This window comes from Lysinibacillus sp. NPDC047702 (assembly GCF_050272555.1).
In the GTDB taxonomy this organism is placed as follows: Bacteria; Bacillota; Bacilli; order Bacillales_A; family Planococcaceae; genus Lysinibacillus.
The window spans coordinates 43,033-67,562 of the sequence record NZ_JBNNMG010000021.1 but is presented as its reverse complement, the minus strand read 5'-3'; the positions used below and the strand labels follow the sequence as shown (position 1 = coordinate 67,562).

23 protein-coding genes, 1 pseudogene and 1 riboswitch are annotated in these 24,530 nt (G+C 37.6%); of the genes and pseudogenes, 12 read left to right on the top strand and 12 right to left on the bottom strand.

Annotated elements, in window-relative coordinates:
* Positions 1-233: pseudogene (locus tag ACQKIM_RS12410) on the bottom strand (L-glutamate gamma-semialdehyde dehydrogenase); the annotation flags it as partial.
* A gap of 179 nt (positions 234-412) precedes the next feature.
* Here ACQKIM_RS12410 and ACQKIM_RS12405 point away from each other — a divergent pair.
* Positions 413-1,750, top strand: coding sequence for a helix-turn-helix domain-containing protein (locus ACQKIM_RS12405; RefSeq protein ID WP_427544161.1), 1,338 nt, complete (start codon positions 413-415; stop codon positions 1,748-1,750).
* A 40-nt stretch (positions 1,751-1,790) separates the two neighbouring features.
* Here ACQKIM_RS12405 and ACQKIM_RS12400 read toward each other — a convergent pair whose 3' ends face one another.
* Together ACQKIM_RS12400 and ACQKIM_RS12395 are read right to left on the bottom strand one after the other, a co-directional pair.
* The gene (locus tag ACQKIM_RS12400; protein ID WP_427544158.1) at positions 1,791-2,765 is read right to left on the bottom strand and encodes a proline dehydrogenase family protein; all 975 of its coding nucleotides are present in this window, start codon (positions 2,763-2,765) and stop codon (positions 1,791-1,793) included.
* Between the two features lie 345 nt (positions 2,766-3,110).
* Entirely contained in the window at positions 3,111-3,584 is a 474-nt protein-coding gene (locus ACQKIM_RS12395) for a YbaK/EbsC family protein (RefSeq protein ID WP_427544155.1), read from the bottom strand.
* Between the two features lie 128 nt (positions 3,585-3,712).
* Between ACQKIM_RS12395 and ACQKIM_RS12390 the strand changes: the two genes are divergently transcribed.
* The 4 genes from ACQKIM_RS12390 to ACQKIM_RS12375 all read left to right on the top strand — a co-directional run bounded on the left by ACQKIM_RS12390 (position 3,713) and on the right by ACQKIM_RS12375 (position 6,154).
* Complete coding sequence (locus ACQKIM_RS12390; protein ID WP_427544152.1) at positions 3,713-4,864, top strand: PstS family phosphate ABC transporter substrate-binding protein; 1,152 nt, start codon at positions 3,713-3,715, stop codon at positions 4,862-4,864.
* Positions 4,865-4,895: 31 nt separating this feature from the next.
* Positions 4,896-4,991, top strand: a riboswitch (guanidine-I (ykkC/yxkD leader).
* Positions 4,992-5,146: 155 nt separating this feature from the next.
* Positions 5,147-5,416 (top strand): hypothetical protein, encoded by a 270-nt coding sequence (locus ACQKIM_RS12385; RefSeq protein WP_427544149.1) that lies wholly within the window; start codon positions 5,147-5,149, stop codon positions 5,414-5,416.
* Positions 5,417-5,498: 82 nt separating this feature from the next.
* Positions 5,499-5,840 (top strand): DMT family transporter, encoded by a 342-nt coding sequence (locus ACQKIM_RS12380; protein ID WP_427544146.1) that lies wholly within the window; start codon positions 5,499-5,501, stop codon positions 5,838-5,840.
* A complete protein-coding gene (locus ACQKIM_RS12375; protein WP_427544144.1) occupies positions 5,840-6,154 on the top strand; it encodes a DMT family transporter in 315 nt (104 codons plus the stop codon). Before ACQKIM_RS12380 ends, ACQKIM_RS12375 begins: the two co-directional genes overlap by 1 nt.
* Before the next feature lie 185 nt (positions 6,155-6,339).
* Here ACQKIM_RS12375 and ACQKIM_RS12370 read toward each other — a convergent pair whose 3' ends face one another.
* From ACQKIM_RS12370 to ACQKIM_RS12355, 4 genes are all read right to left on the bottom strand, one after another.
* The gene (locus ACQKIM_RS12370; RefSeq protein WP_427544141.1) at positions 6,340-7,215 is read right to left on the bottom strand and encodes a glycine betaine ABC transporter substrate-binding protein; all 876 of its coding nucleotides are present in this window, start codon (positions 7,213-7,215) and stop codon (positions 6,340-6,342) included.
* 60 nt (positions 7,216-7,275) lie between these two features.
* On the bottom strand, positions 7,276-8,130 hold the full coding sequence (locus ACQKIM_RS12365) for an ABC transporter permease (protein WP_427544138.1): 855 nt from the start codon (positions 8,128-8,130) through the stop codon (positions 7,276-7,278).
* Positions 8,123-9,322, bottom strand: a complete 1,200-nt coding sequence (locus ACQKIM_RS12360; RefSeq protein ID WP_427544135.1) for a quaternary amine ABC transporter ATP-binding protein — start codon at positions 9,320-9,322, stop codon at positions 8,123-8,125. The genes ACQKIM_RS12365 and ACQKIM_RS12360 overlap by 8 nt, the downstream gene beginning before the upstream one ends.
* A 362-nt stretch (positions 9,323-9,684) precedes the next feature.
* The gene (locus tag ACQKIM_RS12355) at positions 9,685-10,320 is read right to left on the bottom strand and encodes a TrkA C-terminal domain-containing protein (RefSeq protein WP_427544132.1); all 636 of its coding nucleotides are present in this window, start codon (positions 10,318-10,320) and stop codon (positions 9,685-9,687) included.
* A 271-nt stretch (positions 10,321-10,591) separates the two neighbouring features.
* On the opposite strand from ACQKIM_RS12355, the gene ACQKIM_RS12350 reads away from it, so the two are divergent.
* Genes ACQKIM_RS12350 through ACQKIM_RS12335 form a run of 4 tightly spaced genes read left to right on the top strand, consistent with a single transcriptional unit; the run spans position 10,592 to position 14,106 of the window.
* Positions 10,592-11,323: a GTP cyclohydrolase II gene (locus tag ACQKIM_RS12350; protein ID WP_427544129.1), complete on the top strand. Its 732-nt coding sequence runs from the start codon at positions 10,592-10,594 to the stop codon at positions 11,321-11,323.
* Positions 11,324-11,336: 13 nt separating this feature from the next.
* A complete protein-coding gene (ribD, locus tag ACQKIM_RS12345; RefSeq protein WP_427544126.1) occupies positions 11,337-12,446 on the top strand; it encodes a bifunctional diaminohydroxyphosphoribosylaminopyrimidine deaminase/5-amino-6-(5-phosphoribosylamino)uracil reductase RibD in 1,110 nt (369 codons plus the stop codon).
* On the top strand, positions 12,443-13,528 hold the full coding sequence (locus ACQKIM_RS12340; protein WP_427544123.1) for an FAD-dependent monooxygenase: 1,086 nt from the start codon (positions 12,443-12,445) through the stop codon (positions 13,526-13,528). Before ribD ends, ACQKIM_RS12340 begins: the two co-directional genes overlap by 4 nt.
* 17 nt (positions 13,529-13,545) lie before the next feature.
* Positions 13,546-14,106 carry a 5' nucleotidase, NT5C type gene (locus tag ACQKIM_RS12335; protein WP_427544120.1) on the top strand — a complete coding sequence of 187 codons (561 nt, stop codon included), beginning with the start codon at positions 13,546-13,548 and terminating at the stop codon, positions 14,104-14,106.
* Positions 14,107-14,153: 47 nt separating this feature from the next.
* Here ACQKIM_RS12335 and ACQKIM_RS12330 read toward each other — a convergent pair whose 3' ends face one another.
* From ACQKIM_RS12330 to ACQKIM_RS12310, 5 genes are all read right to left on the bottom strand, one after another.
* Entirely contained in the window at positions 14,154-14,921 is a 768-nt protein-coding gene (locus ACQKIM_RS12330; protein ID WP_427544117.1) for an IclR family transcriptional regulator, read from the bottom strand.
* Positions 14,922-15,042: 121 nt separating this feature from the next.
* On the bottom strand, positions 15,043-16,182 hold the full coding sequence (locus ACQKIM_RS12325) for a CaiB/BaiF CoA transferase family protein (RefSeq protein WP_427544114.1): 1,140 nt from the start codon (positions 16,180-16,182) through the stop codon (positions 15,043-15,045).
* 17 nt (positions 16,183-16,199) lie between these two features.
* On the bottom strand, positions 16,200-17,006 hold the full coding sequence (locus ACQKIM_RS12320; protein WP_427544111.1) for an enoyl-CoA hydratase/isomerase family protein: 807 nt from the start codon (positions 17,004-17,006) through the stop codon (positions 16,200-16,202).
* 55 nt (positions 17,007-17,061) lie between these two features.
* Positions 17,062-18,138, bottom strand: coding sequence for an acyl-CoA dehydrogenase family protein (locus tag ACQKIM_RS12315; protein WP_427544108.1), 1,077 nt, complete (start codon positions 18,136-18,138; stop codon positions 17,062-17,064).
* Positions 18,135-19,289 (bottom strand): acyl-CoA dehydrogenase family protein, encoded by a 1,155-nt coding sequence (locus tag ACQKIM_RS12310; protein ID WP_427544105.1) that lies wholly within the window; start codon positions 19,287-19,289, stop codon positions 18,135-18,137. Before ACQKIM_RS12310 ends, ACQKIM_RS12315 begins: the two co-directional genes overlap by 4 nt.
* Before the next feature lie 219 nt (positions 19,290-19,508).
* Here ACQKIM_RS12310 and rpoN point away from each other — a divergent pair, with 219 nt between their 5' ends.
* The 3 genes from rpoN to ACQKIM_RS12295 all read left to right on the top strand — a co-directional run bounded on the left by rpoN (position 19,509) and on the right by ACQKIM_RS12295 (position 24,353).
* On the top strand, positions 19,509-20,846 hold the full coding sequence (gene rpoN / locus ACQKIM_RS12305; RefSeq protein WP_427544102.1) for an RNA polymerase factor sigma-54: 1,338 nt from the start codon (positions 19,509-19,511) through the stop codon (positions 20,844-20,846).
* A gap of 237 nt (positions 20,847-21,083) precedes the next feature.
* Positions 21,084-22,499, top strand: a complete 1,416-nt coding sequence (locus ACQKIM_RS12300) for an amino acid permease (protein ID WP_427544099.1) — start codon at positions 21,084-21,086, stop codon at positions 22,497-22,499.
* A 207-nt stretch (positions 22,500-22,706) separates the two neighbouring features.
* Positions 22,707-24,353 carry a sigma-54 interaction domain-containing protein gene (locus tag ACQKIM_RS12295; protein ID WP_427544096.1) on the top strand — a complete coding sequence of 549 codons (1,647 nt, stop codon included), beginning with the start codon at positions 22,707-22,709 and terminating at the stop codon, positions 24,351-24,353.
* The last annotated feature ends 177 nt before the right edge of the window (positions 24,354-24,530 follow it).

Sequence of the window (24,530 nt, the reverse complement as noted above, 5' to 3'; positions counted from 1 at the left end):
ATCGCTTTTTCAGCTAAGTCCTTGCTCGCTTTTGACACGCGACCAATCACTTCTGTTTTCTTAGCAGGGTTATACGAAACGATTTTATCTTCTGTTGTAATACGTTCGCCACCAATAATAAGTGGATAGTCTTGACCTAAATAGCTTTCAACTTTATTTAAAGCCTCTACGTAAGCGTTGTAGTTTGCCTCTTGTGAAAAATCTGTGAACGGTTCGTGTTTGTATGGAATCATGTCATTTTCCTCCCATGGATAGAAGGTGCCAAATGATTATGCACCTTTTAAGATTGTGATAATTATATAATGCAATATTATTTGGCATTAATCAACTCAAATATTAAAACTTTTTTAATTTTTGCATCTGTTTTTCGTATTGGTGTTAGAATAGGCTTAAGGGAATACAGGAGGACAAGATGGATAATAATGTACTACAAAGTATTTATAAATACGTTATTGAAAAAGGCGATATGGGCGTTTGCGTTATCGATACGGAAGGCAAACTGCTCATATACAATAAAAAGATGAGGGAATTAGAAGGCGTGAACGAAGATGAGTTCGAGGAGAGGCGAGCCTTAGAGATTATTGATTTCGAAATTGAAAAAAGTGATATATATAAGGTTTTAAGTTCTGAAACGCCAGTGCTCAATGTGAAAAAAACGTATTGGAATAAAAAAAATCAAGAAGTAACCTACATAAGCAATATTTATCCGTTGCACTATGAGGGTGTTTTAGTAGGGGCTGTAGAATTTGCTCGTGATATTACACAGCTTGAATACATGATGTACCAGCCATTAAGAAGATATGGTGCACCATTGACATTTGATATTATTACGGCTGTATCGACAGTCATGAGGGATGTCATTGAAAAAGCAAAAATTGTTGCACTAAGTAGAATGCCTGTTGTATTGATTGGGGAGTCAGGTACTGGTATCGATATGGTGGCTGAAGGTATTCATCATGATCTAAAGATGCAAAATGATATGTTTATTGCTCTAATTTGCCGTCGAGATGAGAAAACAGTGTTAAAGCAATTTGAAAAATATATTGTTGAAAAGGAAAAAATTACTTTCTTTGCTGAGCGTATTGAATACTTATCGCAAGAAGCTCAAGAAATGATTGTTGAGCTTTTCAACAATCATCCAAATCATCAGCATGTTTTAATTGCTAGTGTAGGTAAAGATCCAATTGATTTAATTCAAAAGCATGAACTATCCAAAAAGCTCTATCGACTATTTTCAGGTATCACGATTTACGTGCCACCTTTGCGAGAAAGAAAAGAAGATATAATGCCATTTATTGATGATTATTTTAAAAGGCATCGTGATAGCTTTGGTTCATCTATCCAAGGGCTTTCAGATGAGGTGCAAGAGACCTTTCTAAAATATGACTGGCCAGGTAATTTAAAGGAGTTAGAAGTACTATTGGATGAAATCACCTCGCTTATTACGAATGAAACCATTGTCGAACCTCATATGCTACCTGTCCATTTTAAATGGAAAATTCAGAGCACATGTGAAGAAATCGAAAAGGAATCTTCCACGAGTGATTTATTTGTTATTAAAAATCAGCAGGACATAAGACCACTGGACGTCTATATGAAAGAGGTAGAGGAATATTATATTTCGAAGGCGTTAGACTTTCATCAAGGTAATATTTCCAAAACGGCTGCTGCTTTAGGGATACGTCGACAAAGCTTACAATACCGTGTGAAAAACTATAAGCTTAATAAAAAAGGCGAAAACATTGATTAACGATGTTTTCGCTTTTTTGATCGATGGATAGTTTGCTGAATTATTTTCTTTTTTTAGAAAGGCGTCCAAGGGCAAATGCTGCTGCACCTATGCCAATAGCAAGGTTTGTATTTTTATTAAACACTTGTTTTGTAACAAGCGCTACATTTTGAGGGCGTTCTGCTAAACGGCGCATAAAGTATCCATACCAATCGTTACCAAATGGTAGATATGTGCAGAAATTATAGCCTTCTCGTGCCAGATCTAATTGCATTTCTTTACGGAAGCCGTAGAGCATTTGGAATTCAAACTTGTCATTTGAAATATTATGTTGTTTAACAAATTGTTTTACATGGTTGATTACATTATGATCATGTGTAGCGATAGATGTAAACTTACCATGCAATAAATGATATTCAATTAGTTTCAGGTAGTTACGGTCGATATCACCTTTTGATTGATATGCTACATTTTCTGGCTCTTTGTAGGCACCTTTTACAATACGTAAACGGAAGTTTTTGTATTTCTCAATATTTTCCTCTGATTCAAAGAAGTAAGCTTGAATAACTGTACCAACGTTATCAAATTCTTTGTGTAGCTCCTCAAGTAATTCAAATGAGCTGTGTAAACGCTCGTAGTTTTCCATATCGAAATTCACGAAAATATTATATTGATGGGCAAGTTCCACGATTTCTTTTAAATTTTCGTAGCAAAATGCATAATCAATATCTAAACCTAGTTGTGAAGGCTTAAGTGAAATATGTGCATCCAACTGTTCATCATGGATAGCTTGTACTACTGCTAAAATATTATTTTTCGCAACCGTTGCCTCTGATTTTTCGTATACGAATTCACCAAGATTATCAACTGTACAAGAAATATTAGCTTTATTTAATTCTTTGATTGATTGCACAACTTCAGAAAGACTTGTGCCAGCAACAACGCTCTGGGCTCCCATTTTTAGTCCATATTTTTGTGCAGCGCTATTTAATAATTTGTTTTCTGATAAGTAAATAAAAAAGTCACGTAATACCATAAAGTTACCTCCAAAGTTGAAAATTTTAAATTCTTGGCGATTATAACACTTTTTTTAAAAAGTAAAACTATTAGATTTTTAGTAAAAAATTTTTAAAAAGGGTTGTGGGATATTGTGTTTACTGACTTTTTTGAGATATAAAAAAGGAAAAAATATTTTTTTCTGAAAAAAAAACTTTTCAAAAAGGATTTTTTCTTTTATTTTGGATTATAACTATGCTTTTTTAGGCAGGTATTAGATGAAAAGGGTAGTTAACAATGCTTTATATTATACCGAAATATTATTTTTGACTAAAAAAAATCGATGAAACGACCTTAAACGTTTCATCGATTGTAAAAAATACCATTATTCATTCCAACCCTTGCAAACATCTATCCATTCTTGGTAAGGTGTGTAGGTTTCAAGTTCAGATATCGTAAGCTCAATGGCAGAATTACTACTACCACATGCAGGAAAAACCGTTGTAAAACGTTTAAGTGATTCATCTAAATAAATAGCGACACCATCATTTACACCAAAAGGACAAACACCACCAACTTCATGTCCAATTTTTTCACTTACCTCATCTTTTGCCAGCATTTTTGCCTTAGTTCCAAAGATGGCTTTAAATTTAGCGTTGTCAATTTTTGCATCCCCCGCTGCAACGATTAATATCGCACCATCGTTCACAAGAAACGATAAAGACTTGGCAATGCGTTCAGGCTCACAACCAAGTGCCTGTGCTGCTAATTCCACCGTTGCAGAGCTTTCGTCTAGCTCCAATATTTTGTGTTCCACATTCCATTGTGATAAATGTTTCTTTACCTTATCAATTGCCATATGTACTTCCTCCTTGCCATAGTAAGCTTTATTTTAACATAATTTTCAGAATAAATAGTTGTTTATCACTCATAAATGGCCTATTATAATTATATGTAGTGTAAAATTACACTTTTTGGAGGTGGAGAATGCTTTTGAAATTACTACAAACGCTTTTTGTACTAATAGGATTGCTATTTTTTTCAGGGATATTCGGACTATATGTATTGTTAATGGGGGGAATACATTTTAGAGGATTACTCGTTACCGTTCCACTGTGTTTATTTGTTTTATTTACTTGTTTAATTTTTAATTGGTTGTCAACAAAGAAGCGCAAGATTTGGCTGGCTGGAATAATGGGAATTTCACTGTGCCTTGCCTTAGTTGAGCCTGTTCAACATTACTACAAAATGAGTATCCCGACAGTTGATGCTGAAATCGATGTATCAACCTATCAACCATTTACTGAGCATAATCAAGTTATTAAGCTAGATACAGGGGCTTCATTCCAGCTTGATGAATCATTGCCACGCTTAGATGGGGCGACAGCAATGTATCCACTGTATGCTGCCTTTGTAGAAGCGACATATCCAAAGAGTGATTATCCTTATTACGATAGCAGAGTAATGGTAAGCCGTACACCCGAAGCGTATCAAAATTTAATCTCTGGAGATGTTGATCTAATTTTTGTAGCAGCACCATCAGAATCTCAAAAGAGACAGGCTGAGCTGCAAGGTCTTACTTTTAATATGATTCCCATTGGACGAGAGGCGTTTGTCTTTTTCGTCAATCATAAGAACAGCGTAGAAAACTTAACACTAGGGCAAGTTCAGCAAATATATGCTGGCAACATTACGAATTGGCAGGAAGTTGGTGGTAATAATGATGTGATTCGTGCATTTCAACGTCCAGCTGATAGTGGAAGTCAAACAGCACTGGAAAAAATCATGGGAGATACACCTATTATGGAAGCGCCCGCTGAAAATGTTGCAACAGGCATGGGGGGCATTATTCATGAGGTGTCACAATACCGTAATTATAAAAATGCTATTGGCTACACGTTTAGATTTTATTCCACAGAAATGGTCAATAACAAAGACATTAAATTATTGTCCATTGATGGCGTTGCGCCTACAAAGGAAAATATTCGTAATGGCACATACCCACTCGTATCTGAATTTTATGCAGTTACAGCAGGTACCGATAATCCGAATGTAAAGAAATTTATTGACTGGATTGTATCAGAGGAGGGGCAAGCAATTGTCGAAAAAGTTGGCTATGTTCCAGTGGAAAATGACTAAATAGTTTGTTATACTAGTGGCATAATCATATATGATAGTTTTCTAGGGTTCCGTAGCAATTGCTAGTCTGGTCCGAGAGAAAACCACAAATTGTTTTGTGACACGGAAGGATAAAAGCCTGGGAGATACTGTTTACGACAGTGTTCTTCAGGCTTTTTTTGTTTGGCTAAAATAAGGTTATGCTGGTAGTGCGGGGAGTTTGAAATGTGTGCTGATTCGAGCGACGTCTATTTGAGTTGAGAGAAGAATGCTCCGCTCGGGGAGAGGATTGCTTAGGCGGATGTGAGAAGTGCTTGGCTTTGGAAGAAAAGCGCTCCGGTAGATGTGAAAAGTGCTCGGCTTGAGGATAAAAGCGCTCCGGTGGATGTGAAAAGTGCTCGGCTTGAGGATAAAAGCGCTCCGGTGGATAAGAAAAGTGCTCGGCTTGAGGATAAAAGCGCTCCGGTAGATGTGAAAAGTGCTCGGCTTGGAGAGAAAAACGCTCTGGTAGATGTGAAAAACGCTCAGCTTGGAATAAAAAGCTCCACTCAGGGAAAAAACTCGCAGATGTAAATTTCATTCAGCAAGAAATAAAGCTAAATGACCTTAGTATAGTCGTTGGTCCGTGTCTAGCAATAAAATGGAGGAATTCACTATGAATAAACAATGGGCAAGTGTTATTATCGCTGCTTTTTTTGAGGTCGGTTGGGTCATAGGCTTGAAGCATGCGGGAAATAGTATTGAATGGATCGGTACAGCTATTGCTATTTTTGTGAGCTTTTATTTATTAATTAAGGCCGGGGAGAGTCTTCCTGTCGGAACTGTTTATGCGGTATTTGTCGGCTTAGGTACAGCGGGAACGGTGTGTGCGGATAGCTTGCTATTTGGAGAGCCATGGAAAATAGCTAAAATTTTATGTATTGTGGTGTTACTTGCAGGGGTTGTGGGCTTAAAGCTGGTGACTGGGGAGCCGAAAGATAAAGAGGTGAGTGAATAATGGCATGGATAGCATTAGTGATTGCAGGGCTCTGTGAGATGATGGGTGTTTATATGATTAGCAAATATAATGATACCAAGAGCATTAAAAATTTGGCACTATTGATTTTTGCATTTACTTTAAGCTTTGCTGGCCTAGCATATGCTATGGAAACTTTACCGATGGGCACAGCCTACGCCATTTGGACAGGAATTGGAGCTGCGGGTGGGGCATTGCTAGGTATGTTGTTCTTCAATGAATCTAGGGATTGGAGACGTATTCTTTGTATTGCATTGGTTCTAGGAGCAGCAATATCCTTGAAATTACTATCGTAAAATAAGAATAGGCGCTGTCTCATGGAGGGCACTGAAAATGTTGATTTGCCACAAAAAATGTTTTTCAGTGCCCTCATTTCATAAGTTCCTTTTGGAGTAAAATCACATGAAATTGAAAAGGCAGAAACGTTGTTAAATCAACGTTTCTGCCTTTCACAATTTATTCACTCGGGTTAAAAAGCCCTTTATTTTTTTATATCCTTTGTCCATTCAGCTACTGTATCAGCATTTTTTTCTATCCAGTCTTTAGCGGCATCTTTTGGATCTTTGCCATCCATAATTTCAAGCATTACACTTTCTAAATCTTCTGATGTCCAATGGAAATTATCTAGGACAGAATAGACATCTGGTTGATCCTCTTTTAAGCCTTTGCGAACGAATGTATTAATTGTTTCTTCTCCACCATAAACACCCTTTGGATCTTCTAAATATTTTAGATCATATTTGGCGAATTTCCAGTGTGGAGACCAGCCTGTTACGATAATTTCTTCCTTATTTTTAAGGGCTTTCGCAAGGGAAGTTGTCATGGCACCAGATGAAGATGTTACTAGATTCCAATCTGATAAGTTATCGTATTCCTCTAACGCCTTGTCAGTAGCAGCAGTGATTCCTGCACCAGGCTCTATACCTGTTATTGTATGATCAGCCTCATTTGCTAAATCCTCAATTGAGTTTACTTTCATATAGCTTGGTACTACTAAACCAATTTTTGCACCAGCCAGGTTTTCACCTAGCTCATCTAAATCAGCCTTATATTTGTCGTACTGAGAGGCATGCGTATGGGGTAGCCAAGCAGCCACCATTCCATCTGCCTCACCTTTTGAAACAGCCTCCCACATGATGGCATTATCAAGCGGTGTTAATGTTACATTATACCCTAAGTCCTCTAGCACCTGACCAACGACATTAGTGGAAGCAATTTCTGTATCCCATTCCACATAGGCAAGGTTGACATCCTTTGAGTCTCCACTGCTCTTGTTAGAATCATCGCCACTACATGCGGCAAGCATAAAGCCAAGACCTAAAGCCATCCCTAATTTAGATAAAGTTCTCAATTTCATCGAATCTTCCTTTCTCATTTATAAATTTGAAAAAAACGCATCATAGTTGCTATGGTTTTTCTAAGCTGCTTTCTTTTTATTAAAGCTTTGTGTTAAACGATCAATAATAATCGCGAAGATTACTAAACTTAAACCTGCCACAAATCCATTACCGACTTGTGTACGTTGCAATGCAGTTAATACTTCACGGCCAAGTCCAGGAGCACCAATCATTGAGGCAACGACCACCATTGATAGTGAAAGCATAACGGTTTGGTTAATACCTGCCATGATGGTTGATTTTGCGAGTGGAATCTCCACTTTAAATAATTTTTGGCTTGCCGTACTGCCGTAGGAATCAGCAGCTTCCACTAATTCTTTTGGAACCTGGCGAATACCGAGATTCGTCATACGTACTGTTGGAGGTAATGCAAAAATAACCGATGCAAAGACACCAGGTACAATTCCAATGCCAAAGAAGGCAACTGCCGGAATCAAGTATACGAAGCCAGGCATTGTTTGCATGAAATCGAGTATAGGCTTAATAATATTTTCTGCTACATTAGACTTGGACATAAGGATGCCAAGTGGAATTCCAATAATGATTGAAATAATACTTGAGAAAAGTACAAGTGTGGTTGTTTCCATCAGATGTGACCATAAGCCTTGGTTATAAATAAATAGCAGACCTATGAATGAAAATGCAGCGAGCCCAAACTTTTTGCCTGTGATGAAAAAGGCAAAAATGACGACAAGTACTATAAGAATAATGGCAGGAATGTTTATTAATAAATCAGTGACCTGATTCATGAGTAGTTTTCCAGATTTCTGAATAGCGTTAAACAACACTGAAAAATTACTCGTCAACCAGTCCATAGCTGATTCTACCCATGGAGCAAGCGGGATTTTTGGAATATTGTCTAAAAAATTATTCATGTGTTACAGCCTCCTCATCGCTAGTTGATAATGCTTCGATGACAACGCCACGAATGAGAACTCCAAGTAAGCGCTCATCTTTTACAACTGCAATAGGAGTAGGAGAATTATGAATCAAACCTAAAATATCCTGTAATAGCATATCTGGTGGAACGGTTAACACCTCTGATTGAACAATGGAATGCACGGTTTGTTCATGCTTTTTAGCAGCTGCCAGGGCGTCATCAGCCGTAATATAGCCTTTTAAATGACGGTTTTTGTCAACCGCCATCAGCAAACTAACAGCCTCTTGGCGCATTCTCTTAAGGGCTACGGCAGGACCATCTAAGTCAACATTGACATATACAGGGCGTACCATAACATTTTCGGCAGTTAATACTTTAGAACGATCAACATCTTCCACGAAGGTTTTTACATAATCATTTGCTGGGTTTGTTAAAATTTCTTCTCCCGTGCCAATTTGAATAATGGAGCCATCCTTCATAATGGCAATACGATCTCCAATACGCAATGCTTCATTCAAATCGTGGGTGATAAATATAATGGTTTTCTTCAATGTTCGTTGTAAATCGAGTAATTCATCTTGCATTTCTTTCCGAATTAATGGATCAAGTGCTGAAAAAGCTTCATCCATTAGTAATATTTCAGGATCATTGGCAAGTGCCCGTGCTAATCCAACACGTTGTTGCATACCGCCTGATAGTTGATTCGGAAATTGGTCTTTATATGCGAGTAAGCCAGCATTTGCGAGTGCCTGTTCCGCTTTTGCTTGACGTTCTTCCTTTGAAATGCCTCTAATTTCAAGGCCGTATTCGGTATTTTGAAGAAGTGTACGATGGGGGAATAAACCGAAGTTTTGAAAAACCATACTCATTTTGTTCCTTCTGACATTTCGTAAACTTTCTTTACCCATTGACGAAATATTTTCTCCATCGATATAAATGTTTCCACTGGTAGGTTCAATCAGTCGGTTTAAAAGCCGGATAAGTGTTGACTTTCCACTCCCTGATAATCCCATGATTACGAAGATTTCACCCTCATTTACTGTAAAACTTGCATCATAGACACCAACAGTTGCACCTGTTTCTTTTAAGATATCAGTCTTGCTTTTTTGTTGCTTGACGAGTTCTAATGCTTGAGGAATATGTTTCCCAAATACTTTTGAAACATGTTCCACTTTTATTTTTTCCATAGAACCACTCCTTTCGAAGAATAATTTAGCCTTGGCGTAAATGTGCTGTTGCACAAATAAATATTTCGTCCGGTTTTGAATAGTGTCTGCATCTTTCTTTATTCTCAAATTCCGTGACATTTGCCAGAGACTATATCTTCACATCTGCATCTCATCACCTATAGAGGTGGGAGTATTCTATAGCCGACATTCCATTTTCGCTACAAACATTTGCTGCATGAAGATAAACACTATTTGAGGGTAATGATACCCAATAATAAACAAGTAACAACTTAAGACTAGCAAAGAGTTGTTACTTTTGTCAAATCGGCAAATAAGAAAAAATCCGCTTAAACGCTGTTATATCAGCGCTTAAGCGGATTTTAATTTGGGTATAAAAAGCTCTGAACACGAGCGAAGCTTTCATCATTACCAATAAAGTAAATAATATCACCTTCCTCTAACGAAACATATGGACCAGGTGATAGTAATAATTCATTTCCTCGGCGGATACCAACAATCGTACTAGATGTATTTTGCCAAAAATTCAAAGCTTGTACTGTTTGATGGATACAAGGACTTTCGACGGTCATTTCTAATTGATAAGGGATAAACGGATTGACGGATCGGAAATGTTCAGTTCGACTAATAAGCTGTTTCGTTTTATCCTGTAGGTTTAATAATTCTTGATGCTGTTTCTGAATACTAATCATCAGCTCAGTTTGTAGCTCATGGACAGACTGAACATCTTGAAATTGTCGGACAAAATGTGCTGCCTTCTCGTATGATTTGATAATGACGCCACTGCCTTTTGATGCCTCTACGATTTCTAAGTCCTGTAAAACTGCGATAGCTCTTCTTGCGGTTTCTGCAGATACATTGTATTGACTTGCAAGAGAGGATCTTGCATAAATTTTATCGCCAATACTATATTTTCTTTCTACAATTTTTGAAGCAAGATCGACTGCAATTTGCTGATATTTTGGCTGCTTCACCTGAACATTCTTTTCTAAGTTCATTCTAAACTTCCTTTCATCATTACAATTACCTCAGCTTATTATAGACTAGCCTGCACAGAAAAAATAGCATCTCCATAAGCTATTAGTATATCATTAAAACGTCTTATAACAGTTTTCGTTTCTATATATTTTTAGTTATAGAATAGGAGCAGTTATTTGACAGTTATTAGTTATTATTATAAACTAAGTTACGTTATGTAAGTGATGTGAAAATATACGTGCTCAGTTAGTAAAATAAACTAGCTGCTAACAATAGAAGGTTGGATAAAAAATGACAATTACAACAAAAGTTATGGATATAGTGAAAGATAAAATGATTATTGTACAGCACTCTAAAACAGAAAATATTTGTTTAGTTGGGCCAGTAAAGTTACCAGTGAAACAAGGTGATTTTTCAACCATTTTTCAATGGTATAACTGGCTAAAAATAGATGCAAATTTATCGAAAGAAGAAATCATTGACGGTTTAAATTCAGCCAATTTAGCTTTCTCACAACAATCTTCAGTGCTTGTTTATGGTGATTTTACCCACACAGACGATGCTTTAATCCGTATGCATAGTATATGTCATACAGGTGATATTTTTGGTAGTCAGCGCTGTGACTGTGGCTATCAATTACATGCATCGATGAAAATGATTGTGGAGCATGGCAGTGGAGCTATTTTTTATTTAGCGGATCATGAGGGGCGTGGCATTGGTTTATTCTCCAAATCTCTTGCTTATTTATTACAAGAAGAGGGATTGGATACGGTTGAAGCAAATCATGCACTAGGCTTCTCAGACGATACTCGTTCCTATGAAGAGGCAATTACCGTATTAGGTGCTCTACGCTCCAAGCCAGTTACGTTAATTACGAATAATCCGAAAAAGCTTGCAGCATTACAGGCACATGGCTTAGCAGCAGAAGGACATGTCCCATTATGGGGAGGTCTGACAGAGACAAATCGTTTTTATTTAGATACAAAGGTTGAAAAATCTGGACATATACGAGGAGAGAAGTGAGGTGAGTTGCGAGATGATGACAGATGAGAAATATATGCAATTAGCACTGGATTTAGCTGCTAGTGCAAGAGGCAATACAAATCCCAATCCACTTGTTGGGGCAGTAATCGTAAAAGACGGCATAATTGTAGGAACAGGTTTACACAGAAAAGCGGGTGAACCACATGCAGAGGTTCATGCTTTCCATATGGCTGGAGAACATGCGAAAGGTGCCACGCTTTATGTAACACTTGAACCATGTTCACATTATGGAAAAACACCTCCTTGTGCGAAATTAGTGAAGGAATCTGAGGTTAAGCGTGTTGTGGTTGCCATGCAAGATCCAAATCCTGCTGTGGCTGGACGTGGTATTCAATTGCTGCGCGATGCAGGGATTGAGGTAGCTGTAGGCGTGCTGGAAGAGCAGGCTCAACGCTTAAATGAACGTTTTATCCATAATATGTTAACAAAACGACCATTTATCATTTCAAAGTACGCGATGACATTAGATGGAAAAATCGCGACCCATACAGGTCATTCTAAGTGGGTGACAGGTGAGGAGGCTCGTCAGGATGTTCATCATATTCGACATCAAGTAGATGGGATTTTAGTTGGGGTTGGCACGGTGATAGCTGACAATCCTTCCTTGACAACAAGATTACAAGAGGGGTACGGGAAAAATCCAGTACGTATCATTATGGATAGCACACTCCGCATACCAGTACATGCTCACGTACTAGATGTGAAAGAAGCTAACACGATTATTGTCTGTGATGAGGATGCAAGTTTAGAGAAGATAGCAACCCTACAAGAACAAGGTGTGACAGTTATTCCAGTGCGCCGTAATCAAGAGGGTCTTATGATTGATGATATGCTTGATAAGCTCTATCAATATGGTATTACTGATATTTTAGTGGAGGGCGGTAGCACAGTAAATGCTTCCTTTTTACAACAGGGTGCCATTGATAAATATGTAATTTATATAGCTCCAAAGGTTCTTGGAGGAAAATTATCCTTGACACCATTTACTGGCCCAAATCCTTCTACAATGGATGAATCATGGGATGTTGAATTTGCATCCTTTGATAAGATCGGGCAGGATTTACGTATTATTGCTTATCCAAAGAAGGGTGAAGGCAAGTGAATTATCAAGCCGATGTTTGTATCGTAGGCGCAGGGCCAGGTGGTGCATTACTGTCCTATTTATTAGCCAAAAAAGGTCTTTCTGTCATACTATTAGAGCAAAATGCAGCACTTGGTCAGGCATTTCGTGGTGAGCATTTAAATGAGGAGGGGGAGGCTGTTTTGAAAAGTCATCAGCTTTTTGAAGCAGTCGAAGCACTCGGCGTATTACGTATGGAGAAGCTTGAATATTACGCAGAAGGGAAAGCTTTTAAAACAATCTATCCTAATGAAGCTGCAGGACATTTAGGGATTCATGTACCTCAAGCAAATTTATTACAGGGAATTTTACAAAAGGCACAGCAATTTCCTCATTTTTCATGCCTCCTACATACTAAAGTAACGCAGCTTCTACAGGATTCCTCTGGTAGGTATATAGGCGTTGTAGCAACAAAAAATGGGGAGACTATTGAAATTGACAGTCAGTTAATTATTGGTGCTGACGGTCGTTATTCTACTATTCGTAAGCAAGCAAAAATCGATATTCAAAAGCGTAAGCATGGCTTTGATTTACTTTGGGCAAAAATTTTGGCTCCACAGGGCTGGGAGCCGTCTATAAAAATGGCCTTAATTGGGGATAAACAGCTATCATTGTTTACGCAGGTTGGTGGCTTTATTCAGATAGGGTGGAATATTGAACAGGGAAGTTTTGCACAATTAAAAAAACAGGATTTTACCCCGTTTATTCATCAACTTTCAGTGGCATTTCCGGAATTAGCAGACTCAGTTAGAACACAGATTACCTCTTGGCATGACTTTGTCTTGCTTGATGTTTTCAGCAGCCATTGTGAAAGCTGGGGAACAGAAGGTATTGCTTTACTAGGAGATGCTGTTCATACGATGACACCAACAGGGGCATTTGGTCTCAACAGTGCGTTAAAGGATGCAGATTGTTTAGCATCGCTGTTAAAGAAAGAGTCACTTGCTCAATTTGATGTGAAAAAATTCCAAGATATGCGCGCGCAAGCTATTGAAGAAGTTTTGACAAAACAACTAGAAAAAGAGCAAACCTTCGCAGCAAACTTTATCAACAAGGCGTCCTGAAAGGAAGAAAAATAAACATGAAATTTGGCTTTGATATAGATGACACACTCATTGATTTACGTGCGCACGCCTTTTCACTCTATAATCAAAAATTAGGTAAAAATATTGCGCAAGAGGTATTTCAAACATTGCAAAGGGTGGAAATACATGAACCGTTTGGGTTAACAGACATAGAAGGAGCAAAGCTGTGGAATAACTCCATGGAGGAAATCTATTTTACAGACTGCCCTTCCTTTGAGGGAGCTCTTGAGACACTTCAATTATTAGCACAGCAGGGACATGAAATTTATTACATTACATCGCGTCCAAAGCAGTATTGTGAGCGTACAAAGGAATGGATGAGAGCACAGGGCTTTCCAATCAAAGATGGTCACTTTTTCTGTGGTATGCAGGATATAGAAAAAGTAGAAATTATTCAGAAGCTTGCCTTAGATGTCTATGTTGACGATAAACCAGCAGTGTTAGAAACACTTGGCAATGTAGCAACAAAAGTAATCCTAAAAAATCAATCCTATAATCAGCAAGTAGATTTGCCGCGATTGAATCATTGGAATGATTTTTTTAAATTAATCATGTAATTGCATGAAGAAATCCCGAATGAGGTGTGAGCTCGTTCGGGATTATTTTAAAATAATTGTTTTTCGATTTCTAAGCCAACGCTTTGAATGGTGTGAATTAGTTGATTTTCATCATAGTCACTGTATCGTACTTCAGGTATGACCAATGACACAGAGGCAATAACTTGCCGAGAAGCATCTAAAATCGGAGCCGATAGCGAGCAGGCACCTCGTACACGTTCACTACTGCTTTTTGCAAATCGTTGTTTACGAATTTGCAGTAATTCCTCCCATAGCTGCTCTTTGGAAAGAATGGTTTTATCCGAGATTGGTTCAAGTCCTATATTCCCAACATAGTCCTCCGCATTTGACATAAATGCGAGCAATGCTTTAGAAGAAGCTCCCGCATAAAGAGGAGACGTGTCCCCAACAAACATCTTTGTTGAAAGCGGGTAGGTTGAATCGTAGTTTAATATACAGCGTCTTTCCAATCCATCAATTATATTCATGGAAACACTCTCGCCAATTTCTTCATTTAACTTCTTTAAAATGGGCTCTGCAACAATAATTAGACTCGATTCTTCTTTAACTAAATTTCCTAGGTATAGAAGCGAATGCCCTAATTGATAGCGCTTTGTACGTTCATCTTTATGCAGAAAGCCTTCATATACAAAGGTAGAAACGAAGCGCTGTAAACTAGAGATGCTTATCCCTGTTTTTTTACTTAACTCGGTAAGAGAAAGGCTTGGTTCATCTTTTGTAAAAGCTTTTAATACTTTAATAGCTTTGTGCAGTGATGACATTGTATAGTTTTTTTCGAAAATCTCTTGATTCATCTCAACACCTACTAAAATCTTATTTACAGGATATCAGACTTTTATTGTCAAAATCTGCTCCTTTTTATTGAAGCTTTTATCTTAATAAGATAAAAATTACTTCTATTATAGCGTAAATTGATTAGAGGAGAGAGGGTTTTTGGAATTCGTTTGTATGTTCTCCAAGTATCGGTGGTGCTAATTTATATTGAATATTTAAATTGGAAAATTTTAATGGACTTTTAATAAATTTGATTGTCCCATATTGTTCGTGCTCAAGTTCACCAACCATATCACGTGCGATCAACTGAGGTTGGGCTAGTGCCTCAGCAATCGTATTTACACGACCACCAGGAATTTTATACTGCTGTAATAATGTAATCCACTCATCCCGAGTTTTAGTAATTGTAATAGTACCTATCATCTGTACAAGGTCAGCCTCATGCTGCTTACGCAGGGTATTTGATATAAAGCGCGGATCCTTTGCCCATTCCTCATGTTTCAGCATCGCGCAAAACTTTTGAAACTGTCCATCTGTCCCAACACAGATCATTAAGGGACCATCTGCACATTGAAATACTTGATACGGGGCAACATTATTATGGCGATTCCCTAGACGTTGTGAGGAAAAGCCTGTATTTAAATAAGCACTTGCTACATTTGCTAAGCTGCTCATTTGGACATCTAATAAAGCTAAGTCTATAAATTGACCTTGATTAGTTAGGTCTCGTACTCGTAAGGCAGTTAAAATACTAATTACAACATAATTAGACGTTAAAATATCTGCAATAGGTACACCCACCTTTGTTGCTTCTCCCTCAGGTGAGCCAGTGACATGCATTAAGCCGCTCATTGCTTGAATAACGGGGTCAAAGCCAGGTTCGTGTGCAAGAGGACCAGTTTGCCCGAAGCCTGTGACCGCACAATAGATGAGTCGAGGATTTACTTTTTTCAGCTCCTCATAGCTTAGCCCCATTCGTGCCATATCCCCAGTTTTAAAATTTTCAAGTACGATATCTGCATCTTTGACAAGATCTTTAAATCTTTCTCTACCCTCTGTTGTTTTTAAGTCTAGTAGGATTGATTTTTTATTTCGGTTAGCACATAGATAGTACGTACTTTGTTCTTGCACAAACGGTCCCCAATCTCGCATACTATCGGAGCCATTTGGATGTTCAATGCGAATTACTTCTGCTCCTAAATCTGCCAGCATCATGGAGCCGGCAGGGGCAGCATAAACGCGAGATAAGTCCAGTACTCGAATATTTTCAAGAGGTTGCATCATTTCTCCTCCTACACTCATTTATAAACAGGCTTACGTTTTTCTACAACCGCGCTTACACCCTCTTTAAAGTCATCTAGCTCTGTGACAATTGCCATTTGCGATGAAATATAATCAAGGGCAGTACGTAAATCCATGCGTTGACTTTGATAAACAGCTCGCTTAATGAATTGTAATGTCGTGGTTGGGCGACTTGCTAAGTCCCTTGCATAATTCATTGTATATTCTTCCAGCTCATGGTCATCCACAACAAATGTTACAACACCTTTGTCTTTTGCTTCATCTGCAGTTAGTACACGAGCGGTCCAGAACATATCCAATGCTTGATCGATACCAATTAATTTTGGTAAATAATATGCTCCACCATCACCAGGCACTATTGCAACGTTAATATAGCTTTCAGAAATCTTTGTAGATTTTGCGGCAATCCGAATATCACACATTAAGGCCATATCAAGCCCAGCCCCCATTGCAAAGCCATGCACCTGTGCAATTACAGGTTTATCAATTTCTTCAAGGAGAAGAGGGATACGTTGAATCTTTTTCCAAAGTGAATTTTTTCGTGCTAAACCTGTAGAAGAGATATCCTCTTCACTTTGGAAAAAGCCTTCACCTGCTTGCATGGCTTTAATATCGCCCCCCGCACAGAAGGATTTTCCATTACCTTTCACAATTACAGCTCGAATATCGTTAGAATCACGAACAATTTCAAGCGCTTTTATCCATTCAGTAATCATTTCTTCACTAAAAGCATTGTATGCCTCAGGTCTATTTAACGTAATTGTTGCAATATGATCTCGCACTTCAAAAAGTAAATCAGTCATTGAAAAACACTCCCTTTAGGTTATTGGTTTAAATTGAATGTATTTACTGTAAACTTCATCCTTCTATTTTAAATAGTGGAGAGCTACTATTAGAAGTAGTTAAATATGCCCAAAGACTATCCTCGCTATTTTCCATCAGCTGTAATGCTACGATATTAGCCCAATAAGAGGAATCTACTCCTTCGTCCCGCCATGCCCAAAGTCTACGTGTAAATTGATGTAAACTATGTTCGTGGGTAGTACCGATGGCTGCATGTACTTGGTGTGAGATGGTTGTCACTGCTTGAATGATCTCTTCAAAACGAATGCGGGCATAGGCAACCTCACTATTTTCATTGTTTGTCAGAAGGGCTTCGGTTACATTATTAAATGCAGCTAATGCGATAGCCGTTTCACCTGCTAAGTGAACGATATGCTGCTGAACAAGCTGGAAGCGGTGAATTGGTCGACCGAATTGCTCACGCTCCTTCGTATATTGAACGGTTAAGTCATTTATTTTATCGATAGCACCAGTCATCAGGGCTAATTGAAAGGCGGTACAGAGGGTTGTTAAAGTGTGTATTTCATCAGGAGATAGCCCAGCAGACAATTGTGAAACTAGTGCATGTTGGAATGTCACTGTATCACGCGGCTCGCCTGCTAAATTTGTGCCATGTTTAATATCAGCCTGACTTAAATCTATTGCTACAAGGTGTGTACCCTCTGTACTATGAGCAAGCGTTACTAGGTGCTTCACGTGACGTGCCCAAGGAATATGATGAGCCTCACCTGTTAATGTCCCGTTCTCTAACGTAAAGACTTGGTTCTTAGATAAACTATATGTCGCTAAATCTTCTAGTACCTGTAATTTTGAATACTCCAGCAAATAGTTCGCAAAGGTTGTTTCGATAAATGGAATCGGTGCAGCGTATTTTCCTGTTAATCGAACAATATTCAATAAATCTTCAATATCGCCCCCCGCACCTCCATTTTCTTCGGTAACAGCTACAACCGTCATACCATTTTCTTCGAATAATTCCCATAAGGCTGGTGCCCAATCACCTTGTTCTACAGTATCGACTAAATCTTTATCCACATTTTCCTTTAACATGCGCTCAACAACATCCATAATCATGTCTTTCATCTCACTCATTGTGCTACAACTCCTTTCGCTACAACGCCATATAATACCTCTGAAGTTCCACCTCTAATAGTAAAGCCTGGAGCATGTAAAATAGACTGGGCCATAAAGCGATCAATTTTACGATCAGCATCAAGTGAAGGATAAGTCTGTATGATTAGACGTGTTATTTCAGGAATACTTTGCTCAAATTTCGTTCCGAGAGCTTTTACAAGTGCTGCTGGAATAGATACGTCTTCACTATTGCCAGATTCTAAAAGCTGAGCCACACCAATTGATAGATTTCGTAAACTCCAAAGACGAGCAACAATTTTGGATGCTTGCATTAATCCTTGTGAATTGTTTTGGCGCTTTAGCTCATGAATAAGCTCATCAATTAATGGGAATGTGCTCAATATTCGCTCTGGACCACTGCGCTCAAAGGCGAGCTCTGCTAATCCTTGTGCCCAGCCATTACCGATTTCTCCAACAACCATATTGTCTGGGACAAAAACGTTATCAAAGAACACCTCATTGTAATGATGCTCACCTGTTAAAAATTTAATGGGAACAATGGTTACACCCTGTGCCTGTAAATCGATGATAAGCTGACTAAGCCCTGCATGTTTATGTTTTCCGTCAAAGGGACTTGTACGTACTAAGGTCACCATATAATGGCAAAGGTGAGCGTTACTTGTCCATATTTTTTGACCATTTACAATCCATCCGCCATCTACTTTTTCAGCACGTGTACTGACTGAAGCTAGGTCAGACCCACTATTAGGTTCACTTAAGCCTATGCCAAAGTAGCATTCGCCTTTCACGATTTGTGGTAAGAAAAATTCACGCTGCTCCTCTGTTCCATACCGTAAAAGAAGTGGACCTGTTTGGCGGTCAGCAAACCAATGTGCTGCAACGGGAGCGCCAATAGCTAAAAATTCTTCTGTTAAAATATATCGATCTATAGTACTTCGTTCTTGGCCACCATATTTTTTAGGCCAAGTTAAGCCAATCCAGCCTTTTTGACCAATTAATTTGGAAAATTCAGGATCATCTCCACTTAACCAAGAATCACATTTTTGTGTGAAGGTCCCTTTTACTAATTCATCCTGTAGAAAAACTCGAACCTCTAAGCGAAATTGTTCCTGTTCTTCTGTAAATTGCACCGTTGGTAATTGAAACATTTCATCATTCCTCCTTTTTTACCGCAATGTGGTAACTATTATTTTATATGTGTATTTTATGACTTCTTATGAATGGAGTCAATGTATTTTTTGAATTATTAAAATTTTTATCTGCGGAAGGATAAGTGATGAGGTGGAAGTAATATTTTTAATAAAAAAATGGTAAAATGCAGAATAAACATGTTACTATGTAGAAAATTCTGTTATGGAGGTAAGGGCATGCAAATGGCTATCAAAACTTCCCAAAAAGTAATGCAAGTTTTATCAGCACAGCTTGTACAGCATTTAGAAATACTGCAATACTCCACAAATGAGCTTGAACAGTTCATTTATGACAAGGCCAATGAAAATCCTCTGTTAGTTGTTACTGATGCTACTTTAAAAAGTCAATACGAGGAAATTTTCCAATTAGCAAGCTGTTCTGTTAAGAATTTCTCCTCGCAATATTATGAATCAGAAAGTAATTTGTTTAATTTGGTTGAGATGGGGCTGGCTGCAAAAGAAAGCTATGAACGGTTTTTATTGGAACAGGTGCCTATGCATAAAAACCTTTCTTCAAAGGATTTAAAAATCTTAACGTTTTTAATTCAATCCTTAGATGACCGTTTATTTTTAGATGTTGATGTAGAATTGGTGGCTGCTAGATTTAAAACAAGTAATTTGCATGTAGAGGCACTATTGGACTTACTTCAAACATTTGAGCCAATAGGGGTAGGGGCGCGTAATACGAAAGAATATTTACTAATTCAAGTAGAAAGAGATGAGCTTGCGCCCAAATCGACCTACCAATTTATCAAAGATGATTTAGAGTTAGTGGCTGCACAAGCCATTAAACAATTAAGTAAAAAGTACAAAACGCCAATACATGAAGTAAAAAAAACTTTGGACTATATAAAAAATTTACAACCAGTAATAACAGGAGATAAATTGGAAGCGATTCCATATGTCATTCCTGAAATTGAAGTGGAGAAAATGGATGAGGAATGGTTGATTAAATTAAACCGTGGATATGTACCAACCGTTACAATTGATAAAAATTATGTAGAAATATTAAAGAATGATCCAAACTGTAAAACATATTTCCGAGACACAATGAAAGATGCTCTGTTATTACTACAAGGAATTGAGCAACGCGATAAGACACTTTACGAACTAGCTAGATTACTAGTGAAATTGCAAGAAGATTTTTTCCATCAAGGGCTTGGAGCCATAAAGCCCATGCGTTTAAAAGATGTGGCGGACATTTTAGGTTTACATGTATCAACGATTAGTCGTGCTGTTCGTGGAAAATATATAAAAACCTCTCACGGTGTATATGCTTTACAAACGTTATTTACAAAAGGAGTAATGAATAGTTCAGGAAAAATGGATTCTATTATGTATATTAAAAAGCGACTTAAACAGTTGATCGAAGGTGAAGATAAACAAAAGCCTTTAACGGATCAGCTAATTACTAAAATATTAAGTGGAGAAGGGATTCAAATTTCTAGACGGACAGTAGCGAAGTACAGAGAGGAAATGAACATTTTGAGCTCATTTAATCGGTCATATGGATAGATGATGTAAATGAAGTGTCAATGATGTATATTTGCATCAAATATTCGAAACTGCATATGAGTCTATTCAAGAACCAATCATTTTAAATGACAACAATTGGAGGTATGGATAGATAATTATTTGAAATTTTTAATAATTGAATAGAGTTGGCATCCAATTTGCTTATTAAATGGTAGACATTGAATTAGAGGAAAGGGGCTAGTAAATGTCTACATAAAACACTAAAGGGGTGCTTTAATGGGAGCTTTGCAAAAATCACTGAAAACACGGCATATTACAATGATTTCCATTGGAGGGGTAATTGGTACAGGGCTATTCGTTGGTACAGGAAAAAACATTTTAAGTACTGGTCCAGCAGCGGTCGTTTCATATGCAATTGCATGCTTACTCATTGTTTTAATCATGCAAATGGTTGGTGAAATGGCAGCAGGAGAAATTGTTCTAGGGGAAAAGGCTAATGGTTCGGCAGAGTTAGGTTCATTTGCTTCATATGCAGGAAAGTATATTGGTCCATGGGCAGGCTTTACTGTTGGCTGGCTATATTGGGCAAGCTGGGTATTTATTGTGGGGTTAGAGGCGGCACTTATTGGAGGAATGCTGCATAACTGGTTCCCGTTTATACCAATATGGGTTGGGAGTATTGGCATCACATTGTTAATGACCATCATCAATATTTATTCTGTAAAATCATTTGGGGAATTCGAATATTGGCTTTCCTTCGTCAAAGTTTCAGCCATTATTGTATTTTTAGTAGTTGGGCTAGCTATGATTTTAGGCATTTGGCCAAACTATGAAGCAAAGGGGCTAGGAATCTTAACAGAATTCGGTGGATTTGCACCAAATGGTATTGTTCCAATTTTCACAGCTATTGTATTTGTCATTTTCTCAATTTGCGGTGCAGAGGTAGCGGCTATTGCGGCAGCAGAGTCTGAAAATCCAGCTAAAAATATTGTTCGTGCCATTCGTAATGTCGTGTTTCGATTAGGGCTATTTTTTGTAGGCTCAGTAGCTATTATGGTGTTAATATTACCTTGGAATGATACAAAAATGTTGGCAGCGCCATACGCAAATATTTTAACGATGGCAGGGCTCCCTATTGCTGCTCAAATTATTCAAATCGTCATTTTTATTTCATTAATCTCAGTTTTAAATTCGGCACTTTATACAAGCTCACGTATGTTACTTGAAATGTCACGTCAGGGTGATGCACCGAAAATCTTTTCTCAAATTAAAAATCGGCGGGGAGTACCTGTACCTGCCATTATCGGTAGCACAGTGGTGGCTTATATTTGTGCGATGCTATATTTCATTTCACCTGAAGTTATCTTCTATTTTTTAGGTAACTGTGTTGGTGGATTGATGATTGCGGTTTATATTTTTATTGCTATTTCTCAAATTCGTTTCCGACGTTATTATGACAAGGTTTCAAATGAGCCATTATCGATTAAAATGTGGTTATTCCCATACCTTTCGTATGTCACAATTGGTATTTTAACAGTTGTTTATTTCTGCCAAGCGCTCATTGAATCATTACGCTCTCAATTTTATTTAAGCACAATTGTTTTAATTGTCTCAGTTGTGCTGTTCATGATTATGCGAAAGCTGTCAACAAGGCCAGCAGAACAAATAGAGGAAAAACTAGCCTCAGAGTAGAATAGTATGGTGATGTTCCTAATCATATTGATAATCGTAGTGATTTAAATAAGCATACAAAAAATTCGCGACCATTCTGCGAGATAGTAAGCCAAGCAATAAAGCGAAGGTCTTCAGCACCTTTAGGCTTGCAAATTACCCGTGGAAAGAGAGCGAATTTTTTGTATGAAGAGTTTATATTTTCTGGTCTGAGAGGAAGTGGTCTATATGTCGATAACAGAACTTCGTAAAGATGAACATTTTATTCTTGTCAAAAATGATGAAGTGATTGTAAAAAGTGATATCCAAATAGAGCTTCTTGAAAAAATAATAAAAAAATATAGCAAAGGAACAGAAACATTTGAGGCAGAGGGCTATTTTATTCATGTATTAGAAACTTCACAAGGTGGTTTATTTACTATTAGACCATTAATGCAGTTTAGCCATTTTGATTTTATGAATCCATTATCAAACAAAGTATTAAATTCCATATCAGATGGCATTACCATTTGTAATAGCGATGGTAAAATATTATTTCAAAATGATATTGATATCGAAATTGTCGGTATCGATTTAATGGGAAGATATGCAAAAGACGCAATAGCTGAAGGTTTAATGAGTGATTCTATATCCATGAAAGTCATCGAATCAAAAGAAAAAGTAACCATACTGCAAACGTTTATTAATGGAAAATGCTTTTTAGTGACGGGCAAGCCGATATTTGATGAAAATGGTGAGTTGCAATACGTAGTAGCCATTACACGTGATATGACGCAGTTAAAACTATTAGAGACAGAAGTGAAAAAATTAGAGGTTCAAAACGAAAATTTTAAAAACAAGCTACAAATGTTACATAATAAGGAGGCGACAACAAGTAGTTTAATCGCTGTATCTCCTGCAATGATGGATGTTATAAATCGTGTGATGAGAATTGCAGAGGTGGATTCTACTGTACTAATCGGTGGTGAATCGGGTGTTGGTAAAGAAGAAATTACAAAACTGATTCATGCAAATAGTAGACGTAGTCATAAACAAATATTAACGATTAACTGTAGTGCAATTCCTGAAAATCTATTAGAAACAGAGCTTTTTGGCTATGAGGGAGGAGCATTTACTGGGGCATCTAGAGGTGGTAAAGCTGGGTTATTTGAAATTGCGTCAGGTGGTACAGTATTTTTAGATGAAATTGGAGAGATGCCTTTGTTACTACAGGCAAAATTATTGCGTGTGCTCCAAGAGTCAGAGGTTCAGCGTATTGGTAGTGGGAAGCCTATTTCTATTGATGTCCGCATCATTGCAGCAACGAATCGTAATTTGGCAGAAATGGTGAGACAAGGTAGTTTCCGTGAGGATTTATATTATCGTTTAAATATCATCCCTATTGAAATTCCACCGTTAAGACAACGACGCCAGGATATTATTCCATTAGTTCATCATTTTTTAGCTGTCATTGGAGAGAAATATGGGATTCATCGAACAATTGAATCCTCGGCTATGAAAATATTAGTGTCTTATGATTGGCCGGGAAATATACGTCAGCTTAAAAATATGGTGGAACGAATTTGCTTATTAGCTACACAGCCAGAAATAACAGTATTTACGGTACAACAGGAATTAGATAGTAATACAACGAATATTCGTAATATCGAAAATGTGGAGCAACTACCAAATTTACAGGAATCAGCTGTTCCAATGGTATTTAGAGGCACATTAAAGGAGCAAGTAGCTGCGTTTGAAAAGCAAATTATTAAACAGGCATTGTCTAAATATCCAAGTATAAGGCAGGCAGCCAAATCACTTGGCTGTGATCAATCAACATTAGTACGCAAAATACAAAAATTCCAATTAACAAGACATATTTCTTATAAGGAGTAGTGATGTATTATTGCATCAAATTTTCGTTTTTGCATAGTAAATGGTGATAACGCAACAATCTTTTTGGTGTAATGCAAAAACAATGATGAACTGCATCAGTGAAATTCATCAATAAAACAAGGGATAGGAGAGGCATTTTCAATCAAGAGAATGTCTCTTTTGCTTTTTATGCCGAAA